The 18,201-nt window shown below is 71.7% G+C and carries 17 protein-coding genes; 8 read left to right on the top strand and 9 right to left on the bottom strand.

Translation table 11 applies throughout. The features are described from left to right. Nucleotides 1-65: 65 nt before the first annotated feature. Genes ASG91_RS01705 through ASG91_RS20020 form a run of 3 tightly spaced genes read right to left on the bottom strand, consistent with a single transcriptional unit; the run spans nt 66 to nt 3,855 of the window. On the bottom strand, nt 66-2,327 hold the full coding sequence (locus tag ASG91_RS01705) for a xanthine dehydrogenase family protein molybdopterin-binding subunit (protein ID WP_082593828.1): 2,262 nt from the start codon (nt 2,325-2,327) through the stop codon (nt 66-68). Next, nucleotides 2,324-3,319 carry a xanthine dehydrogenase family protein subunit M gene (locus tag ASG91_RS01700; RefSeq protein ID WP_056920869.1) on the bottom strand — a complete coding sequence of 332 codons (996 nt, stop codon included), beginning with the start codon at nt 3,317-3,319 and terminating at the stop codon, nt 2,324-2,326. The genes ASG91_RS01705 and ASG91_RS01700 overlap by 4 nt, the downstream gene beginning before the upstream one ends. Then, a complete protein-coding gene (locus ASG91_RS20020) occupies nt 3,316-3,855 on the bottom strand; it encodes a 2Fe-2S iron-sulfur cluster-binding protein (protein ID WP_235545316.1) in 540 nt (179 codons plus the stop codon). Before ASG91_RS20020 ends, ASG91_RS01700 begins: the two co-directional genes overlap by 4 nt. 309 nt (nt 3,856-4,164) lie before the next feature. Between ASG91_RS20020 and ASG91_RS01690 the strand changes: the two genes are divergently transcribed. Next, nucleotides 4,165-6,258 carry an ATP-binding protein gene (locus ASG91_RS01690; RefSeq protein ID WP_056920868.1) on the top strand — a complete coding sequence of 698 codons (2,094 nt, stop codon included), beginning with the start codon at nt 4,165-4,167 and terminating at the stop codon, nt 6,256-6,258. Nucleotides 6,259-6,425: 167 nt separating this feature from the next. Further along, nucleotides 6,426-6,707 carry a DUF1801 domain-containing protein gene (locus ASG91_RS01685; protein ID WP_235545314.1) on the top strand — a complete coding sequence of 94 codons (282 nt, stop codon included), beginning with the start codon at nt 6,426-6,428 and terminating at the stop codon, nt 6,705-6,707. A gap of 20 nt (nt 6,708-6,727) precedes the next feature. Here the strand turns inward: ASG91_RS01685 and ASG91_RS01680 are convergent, their stop codons facing one another. Both ASG91_RS01680 and ASG91_RS01675 read right to left on the bottom strand, forming a co-directional pair. Next, nucleotides 6,728-7,117, bottom strand: coding sequence for a DUF2237 family protein (locus ASG91_RS01680; RefSeq protein ID WP_056920867.1), 390 nt, complete (start codon nt 7,115-7,117; stop codon nt 6,728-6,730). Nucleotides 7,118-7,164: 47 nt separating this feature from the next. Further along, nucleotides 7,165-7,725, bottom strand: coding sequence for a 1-acyl-sn-glycerol-3-phosphate acyltransferase (locus ASG91_RS01675; RefSeq protein WP_056920866.1), 561 nt, complete (start codon nt 7,723-7,725; stop codon nt 7,165-7,167). Nucleotides 7,726-7,864: 139 nt separating this feature from the next. On the opposite strand from ASG91_RS01675, the gene ASG91_RS01670 reads away from it, so the two are divergent. Both ASG91_RS01670 and helR read left to right on the top strand, forming a co-directional pair. Continuing rightward, entirely contained in the window at nt 7,865-8,512 is a 648-nt protein-coding gene (locus tag ASG91_RS01670; RefSeq protein ID WP_082593826.1) for a hemerythrin domain-containing protein, read from the top strand. A 127-nt stretch (nt 8,513-8,639) separates the two neighbouring features. Then, entirely contained in the window at nt 8,640-10,838 is a 2,199-nt protein-coding gene (helR, locus tag ASG91_RS01665) for an RNA polymerase recycling motor ATPase HelR (RefSeq protein WP_056920864.1), read from the top strand. 79 nt (nt 10,839-10,917) lie between these two features. Here the strand turns inward: helR and ASG91_RS01660 are convergent, their stop codons facing one another. After that, entirely contained in the window at nt 10,918-11,496 is a 579-nt protein-coding gene (locus tag ASG91_RS01660) for an NADPH-dependent F420 reductase (protein WP_056920863.1), read from the bottom strand. Between the two features lie 109 nt (nt 11,497-11,605). On the opposite strand from ASG91_RS01660, the gene ASG91_RS01655 reads away from it, so the two are divergent. After that, nucleotides 11,606-12,094 (top strand): MarR family winged helix-turn-helix transcriptional regulator, encoded by a 489-nt coding sequence (locus tag ASG91_RS01655; RefSeq protein WP_056920862.1) that lies wholly within the window; start codon nt 11,606-11,608, stop codon nt 12,092-12,094. A gap of 15 nt (nt 12,095-12,109) precedes the next feature. On the opposite strand, the gene ASG91_RS01650 is transcribed toward ASG91_RS01655, so the two are convergent. After that, nucleotides 12,110-12,715 carry a GNAT family N-acetyltransferase gene (locus ASG91_RS01650; protein WP_056921218.1) on the bottom strand — a complete coding sequence of 202 codons (606 nt, stop codon included), beginning with the start codon at nt 12,713-12,715 and terminating at the stop codon, nt 12,110-12,112. Nucleotides 12,716-12,815: 100 nt separating this feature from the next. Between ASG91_RS01650 and ASG91_RS01645 the strand changes: the two genes are divergently transcribed. Continuing rightward, nucleotides 12,816-13,514, top strand: coding sequence for a spermidine synthase (locus ASG91_RS01645; protein ID WP_056920861.1), 699 nt, complete (start codon nt 12,816-12,818; stop codon nt 13,512-13,514). 193 nt (nt 13,515-13,707) lie between these two features. Here ASG91_RS01645 and ASG91_RS01640 read toward each other — a convergent pair whose 3' ends face one another. Continuing rightward, entirely contained in the window at nt 13,708-13,908 is a 201-nt protein-coding gene (locus ASG91_RS01640; protein WP_056920860.1) for a three-helix bundle dimerization domain-containing protein, read from the bottom strand. Nucleotides 13,909-14,067: 159 nt separating this feature from the next. Between ASG91_RS01640 and ASG91_RS01635 the strand changes: the two genes are divergently transcribed. Continuing rightward, nucleotides 14,068-14,937: a CHAD domain-containing protein gene (locus ASG91_RS01635; RefSeq protein ID WP_056920859.1), complete on the top strand. Its 870-nt coding sequence runs from the start codon at nt 14,068-14,070 to the stop codon at nt 14,935-14,937. Nucleotides 14,938-15,039: 102 nt separating this feature from the next. Continuing rightward, nucleotides 15,040-15,984, top strand: a complete 945-nt coding sequence (locus tag ASG91_RS01630) for a S1C family serine protease (RefSeq protein WP_056920858.1) — start codon at nt 15,040-15,042, stop codon at nt 15,982-15,984. Nucleotides 15,985-16,079: 95 nt separating this feature from the next. Here ASG91_RS01630 and ASG91_RS01625 read toward each other — a convergent pair whose 3' ends face one another. Next, complete coding sequence (locus ASG91_RS01625; RefSeq protein ID WP_056920857.1) at nt 16,080-18,035, bottom strand: thiamine pyrophosphate-binding protein; 1,956 nt, start codon at nt 18,033-18,035, stop codon at nt 16,080-16,082. Nucleotides 18,036-18,201 lie beyond the last annotated feature (166 nt).

Genomic DNA, 18,201 nt, shown 5'->3' with positions numbered 1-18,201 from the left:
AAGGGTGCAACCCTGACCCTGCGTCAAGGTCAAGCCCGGTTCCGAGGCGCCTCCGGGACGGTCGCTCAGCCCACGATGCGGTCCAGCGTCAGCGGCAGGTCGGTGACCCGGCGACCGGTGGCGTGGCGCACCGCGTTGGCCACCGCGGCACCGACCCCGACGATGCCCACCTCACCGGCTCCGAGGATGCCCAGCGGCATCTGCGGGTCGGGGTCGTCGAGGGTGTGGATGTCGAGGTGGGGCACGTCCGCATGGACCGGCACGTGGTACTCGGCCAGGCTGGGGTTCATGATCCGCGCGCTGCGGGTGTCGATCAGCGTCTCCTCCCCCATCGCGAGCCCCAGACCCATGACGATGCCCCCGCGCAGCTGGCTGTGGGTGGTCTTGGGGTTCACGACCCGGCCCACGTCGAACACGCTGGTCCACCGGGTCACGCGGAGCTCCCCGGTGTCGGCGTCGACGCGGACCTCGCAGAAGTGCGCCCCGGTGGCCGCTTTCATCCACCGCCGGCTGTCGAGCACCATCTTCGACAGGAACCGCACCTGCCCCCACGTCGCCCGCGGTCCGCTGTCGGCCCCGACCTCCACGGTCAGCGATCCCTCGCCCGCGCGGGACAGGACCTCCCCCGGGTCGGAACCATCCGGCATACCCACGCGATCGGACAGGGAGTCGAGGCGCTTGCGCATCGCGCGGCAGGCCCGCTCGATCGAGGCGGCCAGGCTGGCGGTCTGCCCCGAGCCACCGGCGCCGGGACCCATCGGCAGGTCGGAGTCGCCGTAGACGGCGGTCACCCGCTCGAGCGGCACGTCGAGGCAGTCCGCGACCATCTGGCCGACCACGGTCGCCGTGCCCATGCCCATCTCGTGGAATGCGCAGGCCAGGGTGACGCCACCGGTCGCGTCGACGGTGAGCTGGACGTTCGCGATGAACTCCCAGGACGGGTGGATGGCTGCGGCGACGCCCCACCCGACGAGGTCCTTGCCATCGCGGGTGCCGGGCGCGGGTCGGTCGGCCCAGCCGAAGAGATCGCGTCCGCGTTCGAGGGTCTGCGCGAGCCGGCGGTGCGAGTAGCGGGTGCCGTGCACCGGGCTGCGCTCCCCCGGCTGGTTGCGCAGCCGCAGGTCGACCGGGTCCAGCCCCAGCACCACGGCGAGCTCGTCCACCGCGGACTCGACGGCGAAGCTGCCCTGCGCCTCCCCCGGCGCGCGCATCGCGGTGTTGGGCATGAGGTCCAGCTCGACGATCCGCTGCTCGGCCAGGATCGTCGCGGCGTCGTAGAGGTCGAGGCTGCAGGCCACGACCTGGTCGGCCTCGCCACCCACCCTGCCCTTGCGCGAGGTCACCTCGTGGATCAGGGCCTCCATGTGGCCCGAGGCCGAGGCGCCGATCGCCACCCGCTGTCGGGTCGGGGTGCGACCCCCGACGGTCCGGTAGACACCTTCGCGGGTGAGGGCCAGCCGCACCGGTCGCTGGGCGACCTTCGCCGCCATGCAGGCGATGAGGGTCGCGGCCCACACCTTCGACTTGCCCCCGAACGCGCCGCCGACGAACTTCGCCACGACGTGCACGTCACCGGCAGATATCCCGAACCGCTTGGCGAGGTACTTCTGTGTCCAGTCGATGTTCTGGCAGCCTTCGTACACCGTGAGCCGGTCACCGTCCCACTCGGCGGTCGTCGCGTGCGGCTCGAGGGCGTTGTGGTTGTGCTGCGGGGTGCTGAAGGCGAGGTCCACCTGCACCGGAGACCTCCCGTATGCCGCCCGCGCGTCACCGCGCTTGCCCCCGGTCGGCGGCATGACGGGCATCGAGCGGACCGGTGTGGAGTTGCCGAGCTCGGCGTCGAAGTCGCCGGTCGGCGTGACCTCGAGGTACTCGACCCGGACCAGCGAGGCCGCGTACTGGGCGGCTTCGAGGGTCTCGGCCACGACGGCCGCGACCGGCTGGCCGTCGACGTGCACCTCGTCGGTGTTGAGGAACGGGATCGTGCTGCCGGCCGCCATGGTCGACAGGTCCATCGGGTTCATCCGGGCAGGGGGCGGCGTGAGCCGCGGGGCGTTGTGGTGGGTCAGGACGAGGACCACGCCCGGGTGCGCCTCAGCGACCGTGGTGTCCAGGGCGGTGATGCGACCGCGGGCGATCGGCGCGTGGACGAGGACCGCGTGGGTGAGTCCCGGGATCGGGTACTCGGCCGAGAACCGTGCCGTACCCGTGGCTTTCGCCAGCCCGTCGACCCGGTCCACGGCACGCCCGATGGCCGGGCCGGGGGCGCCGGCGGGAACCTCCGTCGGCGGCGCGGTCGTGGTCGTGCGCTCCGGGGCGATCGTCATGCCGCGCCCCCTTCGTCGCGCAGGCGGCGCAGGGTCGCGGTGATGGTGCGGACCGCCAGCCCGATCTTGAACTCGGTGTCGGGCCCTCCGACCGCCTGCGCCAGCTCGGCCCGGGCGGCGCGCTCGAACTCCTCGTCGGTGGCGGACCGACCGGTCAGCTGCTCCTCGAGAACCGTTGCGCGCCAAGGCTTGTGGGCCACGCCGCCGAGGGCGACCCGCACCTGGGTGACGCTGTCGTCACGCACCTCGAGTGCGGCAGCGACCGACACCAGGGCGAAGGCATAGGAAGCACGGTCGCGGACCTTGCGGTAGCGCGACCGGAGGGCCAGGGGCTCCGGCGGCAGGAGCACGGCCGTGACCAGCTCGTCGGCGGCCAGCGTCGTGTCGACGTCGGGGGTCTGGCCCGGCAGGCGGTGGAAGTCGCCGACGGAGATCGTCCGGGTGCCGCTGCGGCTCACCACCTCGACCTGGGCGTCGAGCAGCACCAGCGCCACCGCGAGGTCGGACGGGTGCACGGCCACACAGTGCTCGCTCGCCCCGAGGATGGCGCCCATCCGGTTGTGGCCGGCGGCGGCGTCGCAGCCAGCGCCCCGCTCGCGCTTGTTGCAGGCGGCCGCCTGGTCGTAGAAGTAGAGGCACCGGGTGCGCTGCAGCAGGTTGCCCCCCACGGTCGCCATGTTGCGGATCTGGCCGGAGGCACCCATGACCACGGCCTGGGCCACGACGGGGTAGCGCCCGCGCAGCAACGGGTGCGCGGCGAGGTCGGTGTTGCGGACGCCGGACCCGATGCGCAGACCACCGTCGGCGGTCTCGGTGATCTCCGCCAGCGGCAGCCTGGTCACGTCGACCAGGACGTCGGGCGCCTCGATCCCCTCGCGCATGAGGTCGACCAGGTTGGTCCCCCCGCCGAGGAACTTCGCGCCGGGCAGGTCGGCGATGGCAGCCAGCGCCTCGTCGACGCTGGCGGGCACGGCATACGAGACCGGTCTCATCGGTGACCGCCCGCGGCGTCGGCGTAGGCAGCGATGGCGTCCACGATGCCGTTGTAGGCGCCACAGCGACACAGGTTGCCGCTCATCCGTTCGCGCATCTCCAGCTCACTCGAACCGGGTTGCGCTGCAACGTGTTCGGCGACAGCGCTCGGCACACCGTCAGCGAGCTCGCGCAACATCCCGAGGGCCGAGCAGATCTGGCCCGAGGTGCAGTAGCCGCACTGGAACCCGTCGGCGCCGATGAAGGCCCGCTGGAGGTCGTGCGGCTGTTCCGGGGTGCCGACGCCCTCGATCGTGGTCACCTCGCGGGCGTCGAGCTGCGCCACGAGGGTGAGGCATCCCAGCACGCGCCGGCCGTCGACGAGGACGGTACAGACCCCGCAGGCCCCCTGGTTGCAGCCCTTCTTGGTGCCGGTCAGGTCGAGGCGTTCGCGGAGCAGGTCGAGGAGACTGACGCCGGCCTCGACGGCCACCTCGATGGGGGCGCCGTTGAGCGTGAACGAGACTGCGGGGGTGGTCCTGGACTGCACGGTCACGGCGTCTCCCTTCCTCAGTCCGGAGACTAGTCCAGCGCCGGAAAGTGTCGCGAGGTCTGGGACGTCGTCCTCACGCGGCTCCGCGCCGGCCCCCTTTCCTGCCTCCCGCACACCACTCCACACCCCCTGGGACGGACGATGTGGGAGATCCGGGTGGAACCTCTGCCGAGTTTCCTCGCGAGGCGACACCTCCGATGTCCCCCACCTCTGGGTGCTTGCTGCGCAAGAATGACCCATGCCCACCTGCCCGGAGGATCGCCCTCCCGTGCCGCCGGTGGCTCGGGGGTTGGTCGGGCCGGGCGGAGCGCGGTGAACCGCGCGCTTGCCCTCCTCCGTCGGTGGGACGTGGCCGCAGGGCTGGTGCTGGTCGGCATCTTCGTCCTCGGTGCGACGGCGGTGCGGTTCGCCCCACCCGGTTCGTCGGTGGCCGTCTGGTGGCCGGCTGCGGGTCTGGGGGTCGCGTTCCTCCTCGCCACCGGACCCAACCGCCGACGAGCTGCCATCGTGCTGGCCGGGATGGTCGTGAGCAGCGGCCTGGCGAACTGGTACGGCGGACGGACGCCGCTCGTGGCGACCTACTTCGGGTTCGCCAACACCGCCGAGGCCGCGGTGGTCTGGTGGGCGATGACCCGGGGCAGCCGCCGCCCCAGGCTGGCCGCGCTGGACGACCTGGGGCGGCTCCTGCTCGCGACGCTTGCGGGGGCGCTCGTCTTCGGCGTGCTGGCCGGCCTCATCGTCACCTACGCCCTCGACCGCACCTTCTTCCCGACCGCGTACGCCGTGACCGCCTCCCATGCGGCTGCAGTGCTGACGCTCGCGCCACTCGGGGTCGCCGTCTCCACCAAGGCGACGATCCCGTGGCGGTTGGAGGACCTCCTCCAGGGCATCGTCCTGCTCGCCGTCACCCTCTGGGTCTTCGCGTCGACCAACGGCCTTCCCCTCGCCTTCCTCCCCCTGCCCGTCCTCGTCTGGGGGGCGACGCGGCTGGACCTGCGGGCCCTCGCCACCCAGCTGGCGGTGCTGGGGGTCATCGTGGTCGGGCTCACCAGCGAGGGCTACGGGCCGTTCGCCATCGCCGGAAAGTCCGGCGCCGTCGCCCCGGAGACGGTGGGGGCACTCACGCAGGCGTTCCTCGTCACCGCCGCCGTCACCGGTCTGGCGCTGGCCGTGGCGTCGGCCCAGCGTCGCGACGCGCTGGCCGACCTCTTCAGCGAGGCGACCTTCACCCAGACCGTGCTGAACTCGGCAGCGGCCACCGCCATCATCGGCACCGACTCCACCGGCACCATCACCCTCTTCAACCGCGGGGCCACGAACCTGCTGGGCTACCAGTCCGAGGACGTCGTCGGCTCGCTCAACTGGGTCGAGCTGCACGAGCCGGCCGAGGTGGCCGCCCGGGCCGCGGAGCTCGGCCTGTCGCCGGGCCCACAGGTGCTGGTCCACGGGCTCGACCAGGCCGGCCGCAGCGAGACCCGCGACTGGACCTGGGTGACCAGCGACCAGAAGCGGATCGTGGTCGACCTCACGATCAGCCCCATCGTCGACCAGGACGGCTCGGTGATCGGCTACATCGGCGTTGCCGAGGACGTCACCGAGCGCCGGGTCGCGTCCGAGGCGGTCCAGCTCGCGCTGCAGCGCGAGCGAAACGCGGTCGAGGAGCTCACCGCCCTCGACCAGACCAAGACCGACTTCCTCTCCTCCGTCAGCCACGAGTTCCGGACCCCGCTGGCCAGCGTGCTCGGGTACACCGAGATGCTCGAGGACGGGGCCGTCGGGGAGATGTCGCCCAAGCAGCTCGACCTGGTGTCCCGGATCGACCGCAACGGACGACGGCTGTTGGGCCTGATCGAGGACCTGCTGCTCAACTCGCGGATCGAGTCCGGCCAGCTCAACCTGGCCAAACGACCCTGCGACCTCGCCGCCATCGTCGACCACGCCTGGGAGGCCACCGGTCCTCTCACCCAGCGGCGAAACCTCCACCTGCGCCACGAGATCGCCAGCCGACCGGTCACGGTGGACGGCGACGACACCGCCATCGAACGGGTCGTCCTGAACCTGTTGTCCAACGCGGTGAAGTTCACGCCCGACGGCGGCATCGTGACGCTGACCCTCGACATCGTGCGGGACGAGCGGGGCGGCGCCAAGGCGCGACTGGTGGTCAGCGACAGCGGTTACGGGATCTCGGAGGAGGACCAGCGACAGGTCTTCCGCCGGTTCTTCAGGTCGACCGACGCCACCGAGCGCGCCGTGCAGGGCACCGGCCTCGGGCTGTCGATCGTGCAGGCGATCGTCGACGGGCACGAGGGCACGATCAGGGTCGACTCCGTGCTCGGGCAGGGATCCACCTTCACCGTCCTCTTCCCGCTCGCCTCGGCCATCGCCCCGAGCGCGCCGCTGCGCTGACCACCAGCAAGCCGGTATGCCGATGAGTCGGCCCCAGCGCGCCGGTCTACCTCTCATGGACACCTACCACCGGGACCCGGGCGTGGACGCCTACCTCGAGCCGCTGCCGGGCTGGCAGCGAGCTGTGCCAGCACCTGCGCGACATCATCCACACCGCCGATCCCGAGGTGCGCGAGGTCGTCAAGCGACGGGTCCAGCCCTACTTCGCCCTGGCCGGCAACGTGTGTGCGCTGCTGGCCACGAAGGACCACGTCAACCTGTTCGTCTACGACGGTGCGATCGTTCCGGACCCACACGGCCTCGTGACCGGCGGCCACGACAACACCACCGCCCGGACCATCGCGTTCTGGGAGGGCGACCCCATCGACGAGCCGGCGCTCCTGGAGTTCCTGCGCCAGATCATCGCCAACAACCGCGCCGGTGGGTGGCGACAGCTCAAGAAGGGCTGAGCCCGCGCAGGTCAGGGAGCTCAGGTCAGCGAGCTCAGGTCCGGCGGCACGTCGACGGCGTGCTGACGCAGGGCCTCGAGGGGCACCACCCGCAGCACCGCCTCGTTGGTGGCCGCGAGCACGACGTGCGCTGCGGCTCCGTCCCGGTGGGCCCGGGCCCAGTTCAGGGCGGTGACGCACCAGCGGTCACCCGGCACCAGGCCGGGGAAGCCGTACTCGGGCATCGGGGTCGAGAGGTCGTTGCCGATGCCGCGCTGGTGCTCGAGGAACTCGCTCGTGACCACGGCACAGATCGTGTGGCTGCCCAGGTCCTCCGGCCCCGACGTGCAGCAGCCGTCGCGGTAGAAGCCCGTCATCGGGCTCGTGCCACACTCCTCCAGCTCGCCACCCAGGACGTTGCGCTCCGCCACGCTGCCTCCTCCGGTCCTGGTCGAGAGCTGCCTCACTGCAGTCTGCCCTAGCGCTGCTCCTCGCGCAGGCGGGGCTCGGTGCGCAGCTCGGGGTGGATGCCGCGCTTGTCGCGGTAGAACTCCCTGACCTTGTCCATGTCGGCCACGACGTCAGCAGTGGCCGTGATCGTCGGACCGAATCCTGCTGTGCGAGTAGGCCCGTCGATGAAGGCAAGGGCGATCGGGAGCTTGGCCGAGCGCGCGATGCGCCAGAAGCCGGACTTCCAGTACTCGCCCTTCTGGCGCGTACCCTCCGCCGCGAGGATCAGCAGGAAGGGCTCGCCACTGCGCGCCTCACGCACCAGCTCCCGCACCACGGCTCCAGGGTTGTCCCGGTCGAGCGGGAGCCCACCGAGCCTCGGCAGCAGCCAGCCCAACGGACCCTTGAACAGCTCCTTCTTGATCAGCACCCGAGGGGTCACGCCACCTCGCCACATGATGAGCAGCATCATCACGAAGTCCCAGTTGGAGGTGTGCGGCGCGCCCACGAGGACCCCGGTCCGGGGCACCTCCCCCACGGCGGTCCAGCGGCTGGCCCGCAGCACGAGGCTGGCGAGTCGACTCCTCATCAGTGCCTCTCGGTGGGGCCCCTCCCGGGGAGAAGGCGCACGTGCCAGCCCCGCAGGGGATGCGGATCGGTGAGGGAAGGCTACCCGGCCCCGCCTGTTGACGGTTCACGGATCCGGGCTGCGGCCCTACAGTCCTGCCATGGGAGAGATGAGCATGAACAAGGCCATCCACGGCGCCTTCCGGCGCGACCTCGACCGGTTCATCACCGCGCTCGGGACGTTCCAGCCCGGCGACCGCGCCAGGGCCGCCCAGCTCGCCACCGCGTGGGCGAACTTCGACGACCAGCTCACCCACCACCACGAGGGCGAGCACCAGATCGCCTGGCCGGCGCTGCACGCGGTGGGAGTGAGCACCGAGCTGCTCGACGCCATGGACGCCGAGCACGACACCATGGCTGCCGCGCTCGCCGAGACCCGCGTCGCCATGGCCGGTCTGCTGCGCGACCCCGGCGACGCGCAGGCCGCCGCCGCCAAGGCCTGCTTCGAGACCCTGCGCACCGTGACGGTGGCGCACCTCGACCACGAGGAGGCCGAGCTCGAACCGGTTTACCAGGCCAACAAGGACACCCCCGAGATCAAGGCCATGGGCAGGGCGTTCGGCAAGACCGGCCTGGCCCGCGGCGGTCGGTTCTTCTCGTGGGTGCTCGACGGCGCGTCACCCGAGGAGCGTGCGGGCATCACCGCCAGTGTGCCCGCGCCGGTCCTGTCGATCATCGGAGGGATCTTCGGGCGCGGCTACCGCAAGGAGATCGCACCCATCTGGGCGGCGACCCCTCCTCGCCGGTAGGTGCACCGGGAAGTCCACCTGTCTTCCCTCTCCAACGTATAGCGCACAGGGGGCCTTGCGGCAAGGCCCTACTGCTGCCTCAGAATCGTCCCTCGTGACCGGGACGAACGAAGGGGGCAGCCGCCGCATGCACGAGGTCGACCGCGAAGTACGGGCTCAGAGTTTCGACGAGCAGGAGGTAGGGGCGTTCGACCTGCCGGACCACCTCTCGGCGAAGGCAGACCCGGGCCTCATCGCCCGCGACGAGGAGCACTTCCAAGCCATCCGACGGAGCCTCGAGGAGACCATCACCGAGCTGTCCGAGCGCCTGGACGCCGAGCGCACGGCACCGGCGCGAGCCGGCCAGGAGGTGCTGGAACGCGACCTCGAGGTGCACCGGCTGACCGCTCGGCTGCGCGCCCTGCGTCGGTTCGGGCTCGACCTGTGCCTCGGGCACATGGTGCCCGCCGGCTCGGCGGCCGGCTCCGGAGGCGAGCCGGTCTACGTCGGCCGGCTCGGGCTCACCGATCGCACCGGCCGCCAGCTGTTGGTCGACTGGCGCTCCCCCGCGGCCGAGCCGTTCTTCGCGGCGACCCACGCGAACCCGATGGGCCTGACCTTCCGGCGCCGCTACCGCTGGTCGCGCGGCCGGGTGAACGACTACTGGGACGAGGTCTTCACCGCGGAGGGGTTCACGGGTCACGCTGCGGCCCTGGACGACCAGTCGGCGTTCATCGCCAGCCTGGGCAGCAACCGCTCGGCGCGGATGCGCGACGTCCTCGGCACGATCCAGGCCGACCAGGACTCCATCATCCGAGCGAGCTCCCGCGGCGCGCTCGTGGTGGACGGTGGGCCCGGCACGGGCAAGACGGTCGTGGCACTGCACCGCTCGGCATACCTGCTCTATGCGGACCCGAGGCTGGGTCATCGGCGCGGTGGCGTGCTGTTCGTGGGCCCGCACCAGCCCTACCTAGCCTACGTCTCGGACGTGCTGCCCAGCCTGGGTGAGGAGGGCGTCCAGACCTGTACCGTGCGCGACCTCGTGCCCGAGGGCGGCACCGCGCAGGTCGAGGCAGACCCCGAGGTGGCCGGCCTCAAGTCCTCGGCCGAACTCGTGCGTGCGGTCGACCAGGCCGTGCGGTTCTACGAGGAACCACCGACCGAGGCGATGACGGTCACCACGCCCTGGGACGACGCGCGGCTCACCCCCGACGACTGGGCGACGGCGTTCGACGCCGCCGACCCGGGGACTCCCCACAACGAGGCGCGCGACCAGGTCTGGGAGGAGCTGGTGACGATCATCGTCGACCAGCACGACGAGGACGTGCCGACCCAGCTGCTGCGCAGGTCGCTCCAGCAGGACCGCGAGCTGCAGGACGCGCTCAACCGGGCCTGGCCCTTCGTCGAGGCGACCGACCTGGTCGGTGACCTCTGGTCGGTACCGGCCTACCTGCGGATGTGCGCCCCGTGGCTGAGCCCGGACGAGGTGAGGTCGCTGCAGCGCAAGGACGCCCAGGCCTGGACGACGTCCGACCTGCCCCTGCTCGATGCCGCCCGGCAGCGGCTCGGCGACCCCGAGGCGTCCCGCCGCCGGCGCCGGCAGGAGGCGGCGGTCGCGGCTGAGCGCGAGCAGATGGCGCAGGTGGTCGAGCACCTCATCGCGACCGACGACTCCGAGATGAAGGTCATGTCGATGCTCAAGGGACAGGACCTCAAGGACCGCTGGGTCGACGAGGACGCCCTCCGGGACGTCGACCAGGACCTGCTCGCCGGACCGTTCGCGCACATCGTCGTCGACGAGGCACAGGAGCTCACCGACGCCGAGTGGCAGATGCTGTTGGCCCGGTGCCCCTCCCGCAGCTTCACGATCGTGGGAGACCGGGCACAGGCGCGGCACGGCTTCACCGAGTCGTGGCAGGAGCGGCTCGAGCGGGTGGGGCTGGACCGCAGCACGCTGTCCTCGCTCAGCATCAACTACCGCACGCCCGAGGAGGTGATGGCCGAGGCCGCGCCGGTGATCCGCGCCGCGCTGCCCGACGCCAACGTCCCGACCTCCATCCGCCGCAACGGGTTGCCGGTGGTGCACGGGTCCGCCGCAGACCTCCGGTCGGTCGTCGACACCTGGCTCGCTGCCCATCCCGAAGGGGTCGGGTGCGTCATCGGCGACCCGTCCTTCGCGGCGAACGGCCGGGTCCGGTCGCTCACGCCCGAGCTCGCCAAGGGCCTGGAGTTCGACCTCGTGGTGCTGGTCGACCCGGAGGCCTTCGGCGAGGGCATCGAGGGTGCCGTCGACCGCTACGTCGCGATGACCCGCGCCACCCAACAGCTCGTGCTCCTCACCAGCTGACGCCCAGTCGACGTATGCCGCGCCCGCCCCTCTCCGGGGCGGCCGCGGCATACGTGACTGGCTTGGTCAGCCGGCTGGGTCAGGCGGCGACGACGCCGAAGCCACCCGTCCAGGCGACCTTCTCGCCGGCGGCGAGGGTGATCTGCAGGAAGCCGATCGCCTCGAGCTCGCGAGCGCGCGAGAGGGAGCCCGCGTCGATGGCCTCGAGGCCACCGGAGGTGATCACCCCGGCCAGGTCGCTCTTGGCGTCGGCGTCGTCGCCGGCGATGAGGACCGTGGTGCCGAGCGGGCCGACGGTGCCCGCCGCGAGGGTGCCCGCGAAGTTGGTGTTGAACGCCTTCAGCACGCGGGACTGCGGAAGGGCCTCGGCGATCTCGGCCGTGGCGGAGCCGTCGGACGCGACGGTGAGGGAGTCGAAGGTCTCGAAGTTCAGCGGGTTGGTGATGTCGACGACGACCTTGCCGGCCAGGCTGTCACCGCGCTCGGCGAGGACGGTGCTGACGGCCGGGTACGGGACGGCGAGGACCACGATCTCGCCGGTGACCTGCGTCGCGGTGTCGCCCTGGCCGAGCAGCTGGACGGTGTGTCCGCCGCGGCCCGCGACGGCCGCGATGGCCTGGCCCATGTTGCCGGTGCCGATGATGGAGAGGTGTGCCATGAGGTGCTCCTGGGTCTGGGCGACGGGTGTCGCCTTCGGTTTGGTTGTTGCTTCAAGTAACACCATACACGATTTAGTTGTTCCTTCAAGTATTCGCTAGACTCGTCCCATGGAACCGAGATGGCTGGACGCGGACGAGCGCGCGGCATGGCTGCGCCTGATCGCCGTGGTGGAGCTGCTGCCCAGCGCGCTCGACGCGCAGCTGCGCCGTGACTCCCAGCTCACGCACTTCGACTACTACGTGCTCGCGATGCTCTCCGAGTCGCCCGAGCGCACGCTGCGGATGACGGCCCTCGCCGCGCGCACCAACGCCACCCTCCCCCGGCTCTCCCACGTCGTGCGCCGGCTCGAGGACCGGGGGCTGGTCGAGCGGTTCCCGTGTCCCCAGGACGGACGGGCCACCAACGCCCGCCTCACGACCGCCGGCTGGGAGGCCGTCGTCGCGGCGGCACCCGGTCACGTCGAGGCCGTGCGGCGGCACGTGCTGGACCCGCTGACCCCGGCCCAGGTGAGGCAGCTCCGCGAGATCTGCGACGCCCTCCTGCCGACCCTCGACACCGACCGCGCCCTGGCTCCGCTGTACGAAGCGACCAGCTGAGCCGGCACTGACGGCTCAGCCCGCGACGTCGAGCCGCATCACCCAGCGCCACTTGGCGATCTGGCGGTCGCGCTCGAAGCCGAACTCCTCGAACAAGGTCTCGGGGCCGGTGTGGAAGTAGGCGCCGCGCTGCGGCGGCCGCGCCTCGACCTGCTCCGGGTAGGCCTCGACGACTCCCCCGCCGGCTGCACGGATCGCCTCGATGACCCCCGCGACCGCGGCCCGGGCGACACCCTGCCCGCGGTGCCGACTGGCGGTGAAGATGCAGCCGATCCGCCAGTCCGGCTCGCGGGTGAGCTCCTTCGCGTAGGCCTTGGTGTTCTTGATGTTGGGGAGCTCGACGGGCGGCCCGAACTGGCACCAGCCCACGCAGTCGTCACCCTCGTAGACCAGCACCTGGTGGACCGTGCCCGCACGGACGTGGGCCTGTTTGGCGGCCTTGTTGCCCGCGACCGTCCTGCCTGCACCCACACCCTGGGGGTGGAAGCCCATGCACCAGCACCCGCCCCAGACGCCGTTGTTCGCCTCCACGAGCGCCGCGAAGTCCGGCCAGGTCTCCTCGGTGAGCAGTCGCGTCGTGAACGAGCGGGTGGTGGTCGTGCTGGCGTCCTGTCCTCCCATGGCCGCAGCATCCCACCAGCCGCCGACAGCCACGGCGGTCGACAGCGCCACGGGCGACGGCTCGGCCTGACGCCGCCGACGACGCGACTAGTCTCGGGAGGTGAGGATCGAGGAGCTCGACTGGGCCGACACCCCTTGGGGCGTCATCAGCCTCCGCCGGCGTTGGGACCGCGTGACCGAGCGGGACGTGCACGAGGTGAAGCTGGACGACGACTTCCTGATGTCCAGCCAGTTCACCACCGGGGAGGAGGAGCTTTCGCGCATCGGCCTCGCAGCGGTGACCGGCGAGGCGCTGACCGTGCTGGTCGGTGGGCTCGGTCTGGGCTACACCGCGCTGGCCGCCCTCGAGGACGACCGGGTGGCCGAGCTGACCGTCGTCGAGGCGCTCGAGCAGGTCATCTCGTGGCACCGGCGCAACCTCTTGCCCGACACCGAGGGCATGGCTGCGGACCCGCGGGTGCGCCTGGTGCTCGACGACTTCTTCGACCTGGTGCGCACGGGCCGCGCCGACCGCACCTACGACGCGGTCCTGCTGGACATCGACCATGCACCCGACTGGCTGCTCCGCGACGACCACGGCGACCTCTACACGGTCGAGGGCTTCGCCCGGCTGGCCGGCATGGTCACCGACGACGGCGCGTTCGCGTTGTGGTCGGACGAGCCACCCGAGCCCGAGGTGGTGCGGCGGATGGGCGAGGTCTTCGACCACGCCGACGCCCACGTCGTCCGGTTCCCCAACCCGCTGACCGGTGGTGAGTCCACCAACACGGTCTACCTGGCGGTCCGACCGCGTCGTTGAGCCCTAGGCCGGCTGCCAGACGACATCGAGCTCGTCGCGCTGACCGAACCGCTCGAGGTGGGCCCGGCGAGCTGCTTGGCGTAGCGCTCCGGGCGGGCGGTGTTCATCGTGCCGTGACGGACGGGCATCGCGGTCCTCTCTGTCTGGTCACCCCAGCCTGGGCCGGGTGATCGCGGCAGGCCGCCGCCCCCTGCTAGCGCCTCACCAGCGAGCCCAGGCGGTCTCGGGCGATGTGCTCGACGAGCACCGGCACGAAGTCCCGGATCGGGCCGGTGAGCTGGGAGTGCGCCACGCGGACGGCCGCCTCGACCACGTCGGGCCCCAGGTCCGGGAACCGCTGGGACAGCCGCTCCTGGACTTCGTCGAGTGCGGCTACCTCGTCGTGCGCGTTCATCCGGTCAGTGTGATCCCGGCCCGGGGCCGGGGCAAGAGGAGTCTCGCGGCAGCCCGCGCCGAACGGAACCGTCCGCGACAATACGAGGGTCCCGACCCGCGCGGGGAAGCCCGAAACGCACCGAGTGCAGGTGGCCCTGCGAAGGGAGGATGTCTGACGATGAGTGGCTCCACGACGACCCCGGGCAGTGCCGCGTCACTCGTCGGGCCGTACCTGGGAGCGCAGTTCACGGCCCTGCTGACCGCCGACGACAGGCTCCGGGAGGGCGATGAGTCGGTCGTCCACGCCGGAAGGGTCGCGGCCCGCCGAGCCCGGAGCGTCCTGCGCGTCTACGGGCCCCTCTTTGACGCGCCGGCCGCCACGCACCTGGATCGCGAGCTGCGCTGGTGGGCCGGCACCTTGAGCCCGGTGCGCGACCTGCAGGTCCTGCAGGACCGACTCGATGCGCTGGTCGCCGGCCTCGACGAGGAGCTGGTCGTCGGCCCGGTACGCACTCGGATCGACGTCGAGCTCGGCCACGACCGGCTCCAGCACTGGGCGGCCGTGGTCGCGGCGCTGACCAGCGAACGGCATCGCGCACTGGTCGACCATCTCGAGCGATGGAGCACCGAACCGCCCTGGACCGCCAAGGCCAGCCGGGCCGAGTCCACCCTCACCCCCATGGTGCGGCGTGCGGACCGCACTGTCGCCGAGCGACTCAGGCACGCGCACCGCTCCGACGACGTCGAGGACATGCACCGCGCCCGGAAGGCGGCCAAGCGGGCGCGCTACGCGGCGGAGGTGGTGTCCACCGTCGAGTCGACAGGAGCCACCAAGGCCGCACGCCGCTACCGACGGCTGCAGGCACTGCTCGGTGAGCACCAGGACAGCGTGGTCAGCGCCCAGCTGCTTCGCCGCCTTGCCGACGTGGCCGACCAGGCCCCCGGCGAGAGCAGCTTCACCTTCGGCCTGCTCCATGAAGCCGAGCAGCGACGCGCCCGCGAGACCGAGGTCAAGGCCCAGCGCCTCGCCCGACGGCTGTTCACCTGAGTGCGCGCCCGACGCTGCGCCAAAGCCCCTCGGCCTCTGCTCCCGCCGTTCGCCCTCGGTGAACCCCGGAATCCCGCCTCAGGGGCGCTCGTTGTCACAGGCGTGAGCACTGACCCGGCGGCAGAGTCGGCCGCCCTGGACGCCTACTCGGCGATCGTCACCTCCGTCGCGGCGGAGCTGACGCCCAAGGTTGCCGCCCTGCGGATCCGGTCCCGCCGCGGGGAGTCCACGGGATCGGCCGTGGTCCTGACCACGGAAGCGCACTTGGTCACCAATGCCCACGTGGTCGGCGATGCCCGAGGGGGAAGTGCCGAGTTCGCCGATGGCACGGAGGCTCGCTTCGAGGTCGTGGGCCGCGACCCGTTGTCAGACCTTGCGGTCATCCGAGCTGATCGCGACGTGCCAGCACCCCCCGAGTTCGGCGACGCGAGCTCACTGCTCGTGGGCTCGCTCGTGGTGGCCGTCGGCAACCCGCTGGGCCTTTCCGGGACGGTCACCGCAGGTGTCGTGAGCGCCCTGGGGCGCAGCATGCCGGCGCGCACCCGCACGACGGCGCGTCTGATCGAGGACGTCATCCAGACCGATGCCGCCCTCAACCCGGGCAACTCGGGCGGAGCCCTGGCCGACAGCCGCGGCCGCGTCGTGGGCATCAACACCGCCGTCGCAGGGATCGGCCTCGGGATGGCGGTGCCCATCAACGCCACGACCCACCAGATCATCCACGCCCTGATGCACGACGGGCGTGTGCGGCGTGCGTACCTCGGCATGGTGAGCACCCCCGCCCGACTCACGCCCGCCCAGGCTGAGCGCTACGGACAGCGTGGCGCACTGCGCCTGGTCGAGGTGGTCGAGAGCAGCCCCGCCGCCAAGAGTGGCTTGCTCGCCGGCGACCTGGTGCTCGCGATCGACGGCGCCCCCCTGGGCGATGCCCAGTCGCTGCAGAAGCGCCTGTTCGCCGACGCGATCGGTCGGCGGATGGAGGTCACCGTCATCCGCAACGGCGCGCTGGTCGATGCGGTGGTGCTGCCGAGCGAGCTACCGGACTGAAGACGCGCCCGCGGGCAGCCGGGCAGCCGGGCAGCCTCTCGAGGACACGCGTTCAGTCCGAGTCCATTCACCCCGCGCGTGGCGCGAGGGTGGGCTCACAAGAGCTCAGGGTCCTGCTCCACACACAACAGGACCGGACCCTCGGTGGCGAACAGCTCGACCATCGCCGCATCGAGCTCCCCGCGCTGGGTGACGCGGATTCCGCGGGCGCCGCACAGCGCGGCATACGCGGCCCAGTCCGGATTGGTCAGGGAGGTGTGCCACACCGGGTAGTCGGCCGCCAGCTGCTCCTTGCTGATCTTGCCGAGCGAGTTGTTGTTGAGCAGCACGTGCTTGACGGGTATGCCGTGGTGCACCGCCGTCGTCAGCTCCATGGCGTACTGGCCGAAGCCTCCGTCGCCGGTGACCGCGACGACGGGCCGCGTGGGGTCGGCGGCCCAGGCACCCATCGCCGCCGGGTAGCCGAAGCCGATCGAGCCGAGGTAGCCCGACATCAGCACCGGTTGGCCCTTGGACTCGAGGTAGCGGCCGAGCGAGTAGGCGTGGTTGCCGACGTCGACGGCCACCACGGCATCGACCGGGAGGTGTTCGGAGAGCGCGGCGAAGACCGCGGCCGCCGACACACCGCGACCGCGGTCGTCGGCCACCCGGCGGGCCTTCTCGGCCCGCCAGATCGCCCACCGCGCAGCCACGTCCTCGCGCTGGTCCTGGGCCCGCGCCCCGGCCACCCGCACCGCCTCAGCAAGGGCTGGGACTGCGACGGCCGCATCGCCGAGCAGGTCGGCGGTGACCGCGTCGAAGCGTCCGATCGCGGTGGGGGTGTCGTCGATCTGCACGATCCGCTGCCACGGCGCGATGCCCGTGTGGTTGGAGAAGGACGCTCCGACCACGACGAGCAGGTCGGCCTCGTTCATCAGCCAGCTCGCGACTGGCGTGCCGCTGCGTCCGAGGACGCCCGCGCCCAGCGGGTGGGTGTCCGGGACCAGGCCCTTGGCCTTGAAGGTGGTGAGCACCGGCGCGCCGAGCTGCTCGGCCAGCGCGATCACCTCGCGCCCGGCGCCGCGAGCGCCGTGCCCTACGACGAGGACCGGGCGCACCGCCGACGCGACGAGCTCGGCGGCCCTCGCGAGTGCGTCCGGCTCCGGGCCCACGGGGCTGTGGGAGTAGCGGCCGTCCGGGGACCCCGCTGGTGCTGACGAGGGCTGCGCCTGCACCTCATCGGGCAGCACGAGGTGCGCGACGCCGCGGCCGTCGCGGGCGTGCTTGACCGCCAGCGCGGCCAGCTCGGCGTGGTCGCTGCCCGCCTGCACGGTGGTCGTCGAGATGGCCACGTCACGGAACACCGCGCTCAGGTCGAGGTCCTGGAAGGCTCCGCGGCCCAGCACCCTGGACGGGACCTGTCCCGAGATGGCCACGACGGGTGCGCCGTCGAGCTTGGCGTCGTACAGACCGGTCAGCAGGTTCGTGGACCCGGGCCCGGCGATGGCGAAGCACGCCGCGGGCCGTCCGGTGAGCTTGCCGTACGCGCTTGCCGCGAACGCCGCCGCGCCCTCGTGCCGGATGCCGACGAACCTCAGCTCACCACGCTCCTCGGCATGCCGGAGGGCGTCGGCAAACCCCAGGTTCGAGTGGCCGACCATCCCGAAGACGGTGTCGATGCCATGGGCGACAAGGGTTTCGACGAGCACGTCGGCGACCGTGCGGCCCGGCGCCAACCGGTCGGGCAGCCGCACCTGGACGCCGCCGGGGCCTTCCTCGACCTCATAGGCGGCGACCCGGTCGTCCAGGTGGTCGGCCAGCTCCCCCGGAGGTGCGCCGGTGATCGGGTCGTAGTCGTAGCCGTGCCAGGGGCAGCGGAGCAGCCCGCCCTCGATCGACCCCTCGCCGAGCGGGCCGCCCTGGTGGGGGCAGTGGTTCTCCAGCGCCCCGAGCTGTCCCCCACATCGGGTGAGTGCGATCGAGCGCCCGTCGACGGTGACACTTCGCACCCTGCCCTCGTCGGGCACGTCCTGCGGTGGCACCTCGTGCCATGACGTCGTGGTGCTGTCCATGGACGCTCCTCGGGCCCGCGCGAACCGATACGGGCTCAGTACACACCCTCCGCCCAGCCACGAGGGCACTGCCCGACGTCGTGACCGACGACGTGTCCATCGGTTGAGGGCTCAACCCATGTCGGCCGGACATACCGGGTGTCGTCACGCATCACATGGCGCAGCT

It is taken from the genome of Phycicoccus sp. Soil802, from assembly GCF_001429605.1.
Taxonomy (GTDB): Bacteria; Actinomycetota; Actinomycetes; order Actinomycetales; family Dermatophilaceae; genus Pedococcus.
The sequence above is the reverse complement of the archived record's forward strand: the minus strand, read 5'-3'. Positions and strand labels throughout refer to the sequence as shown.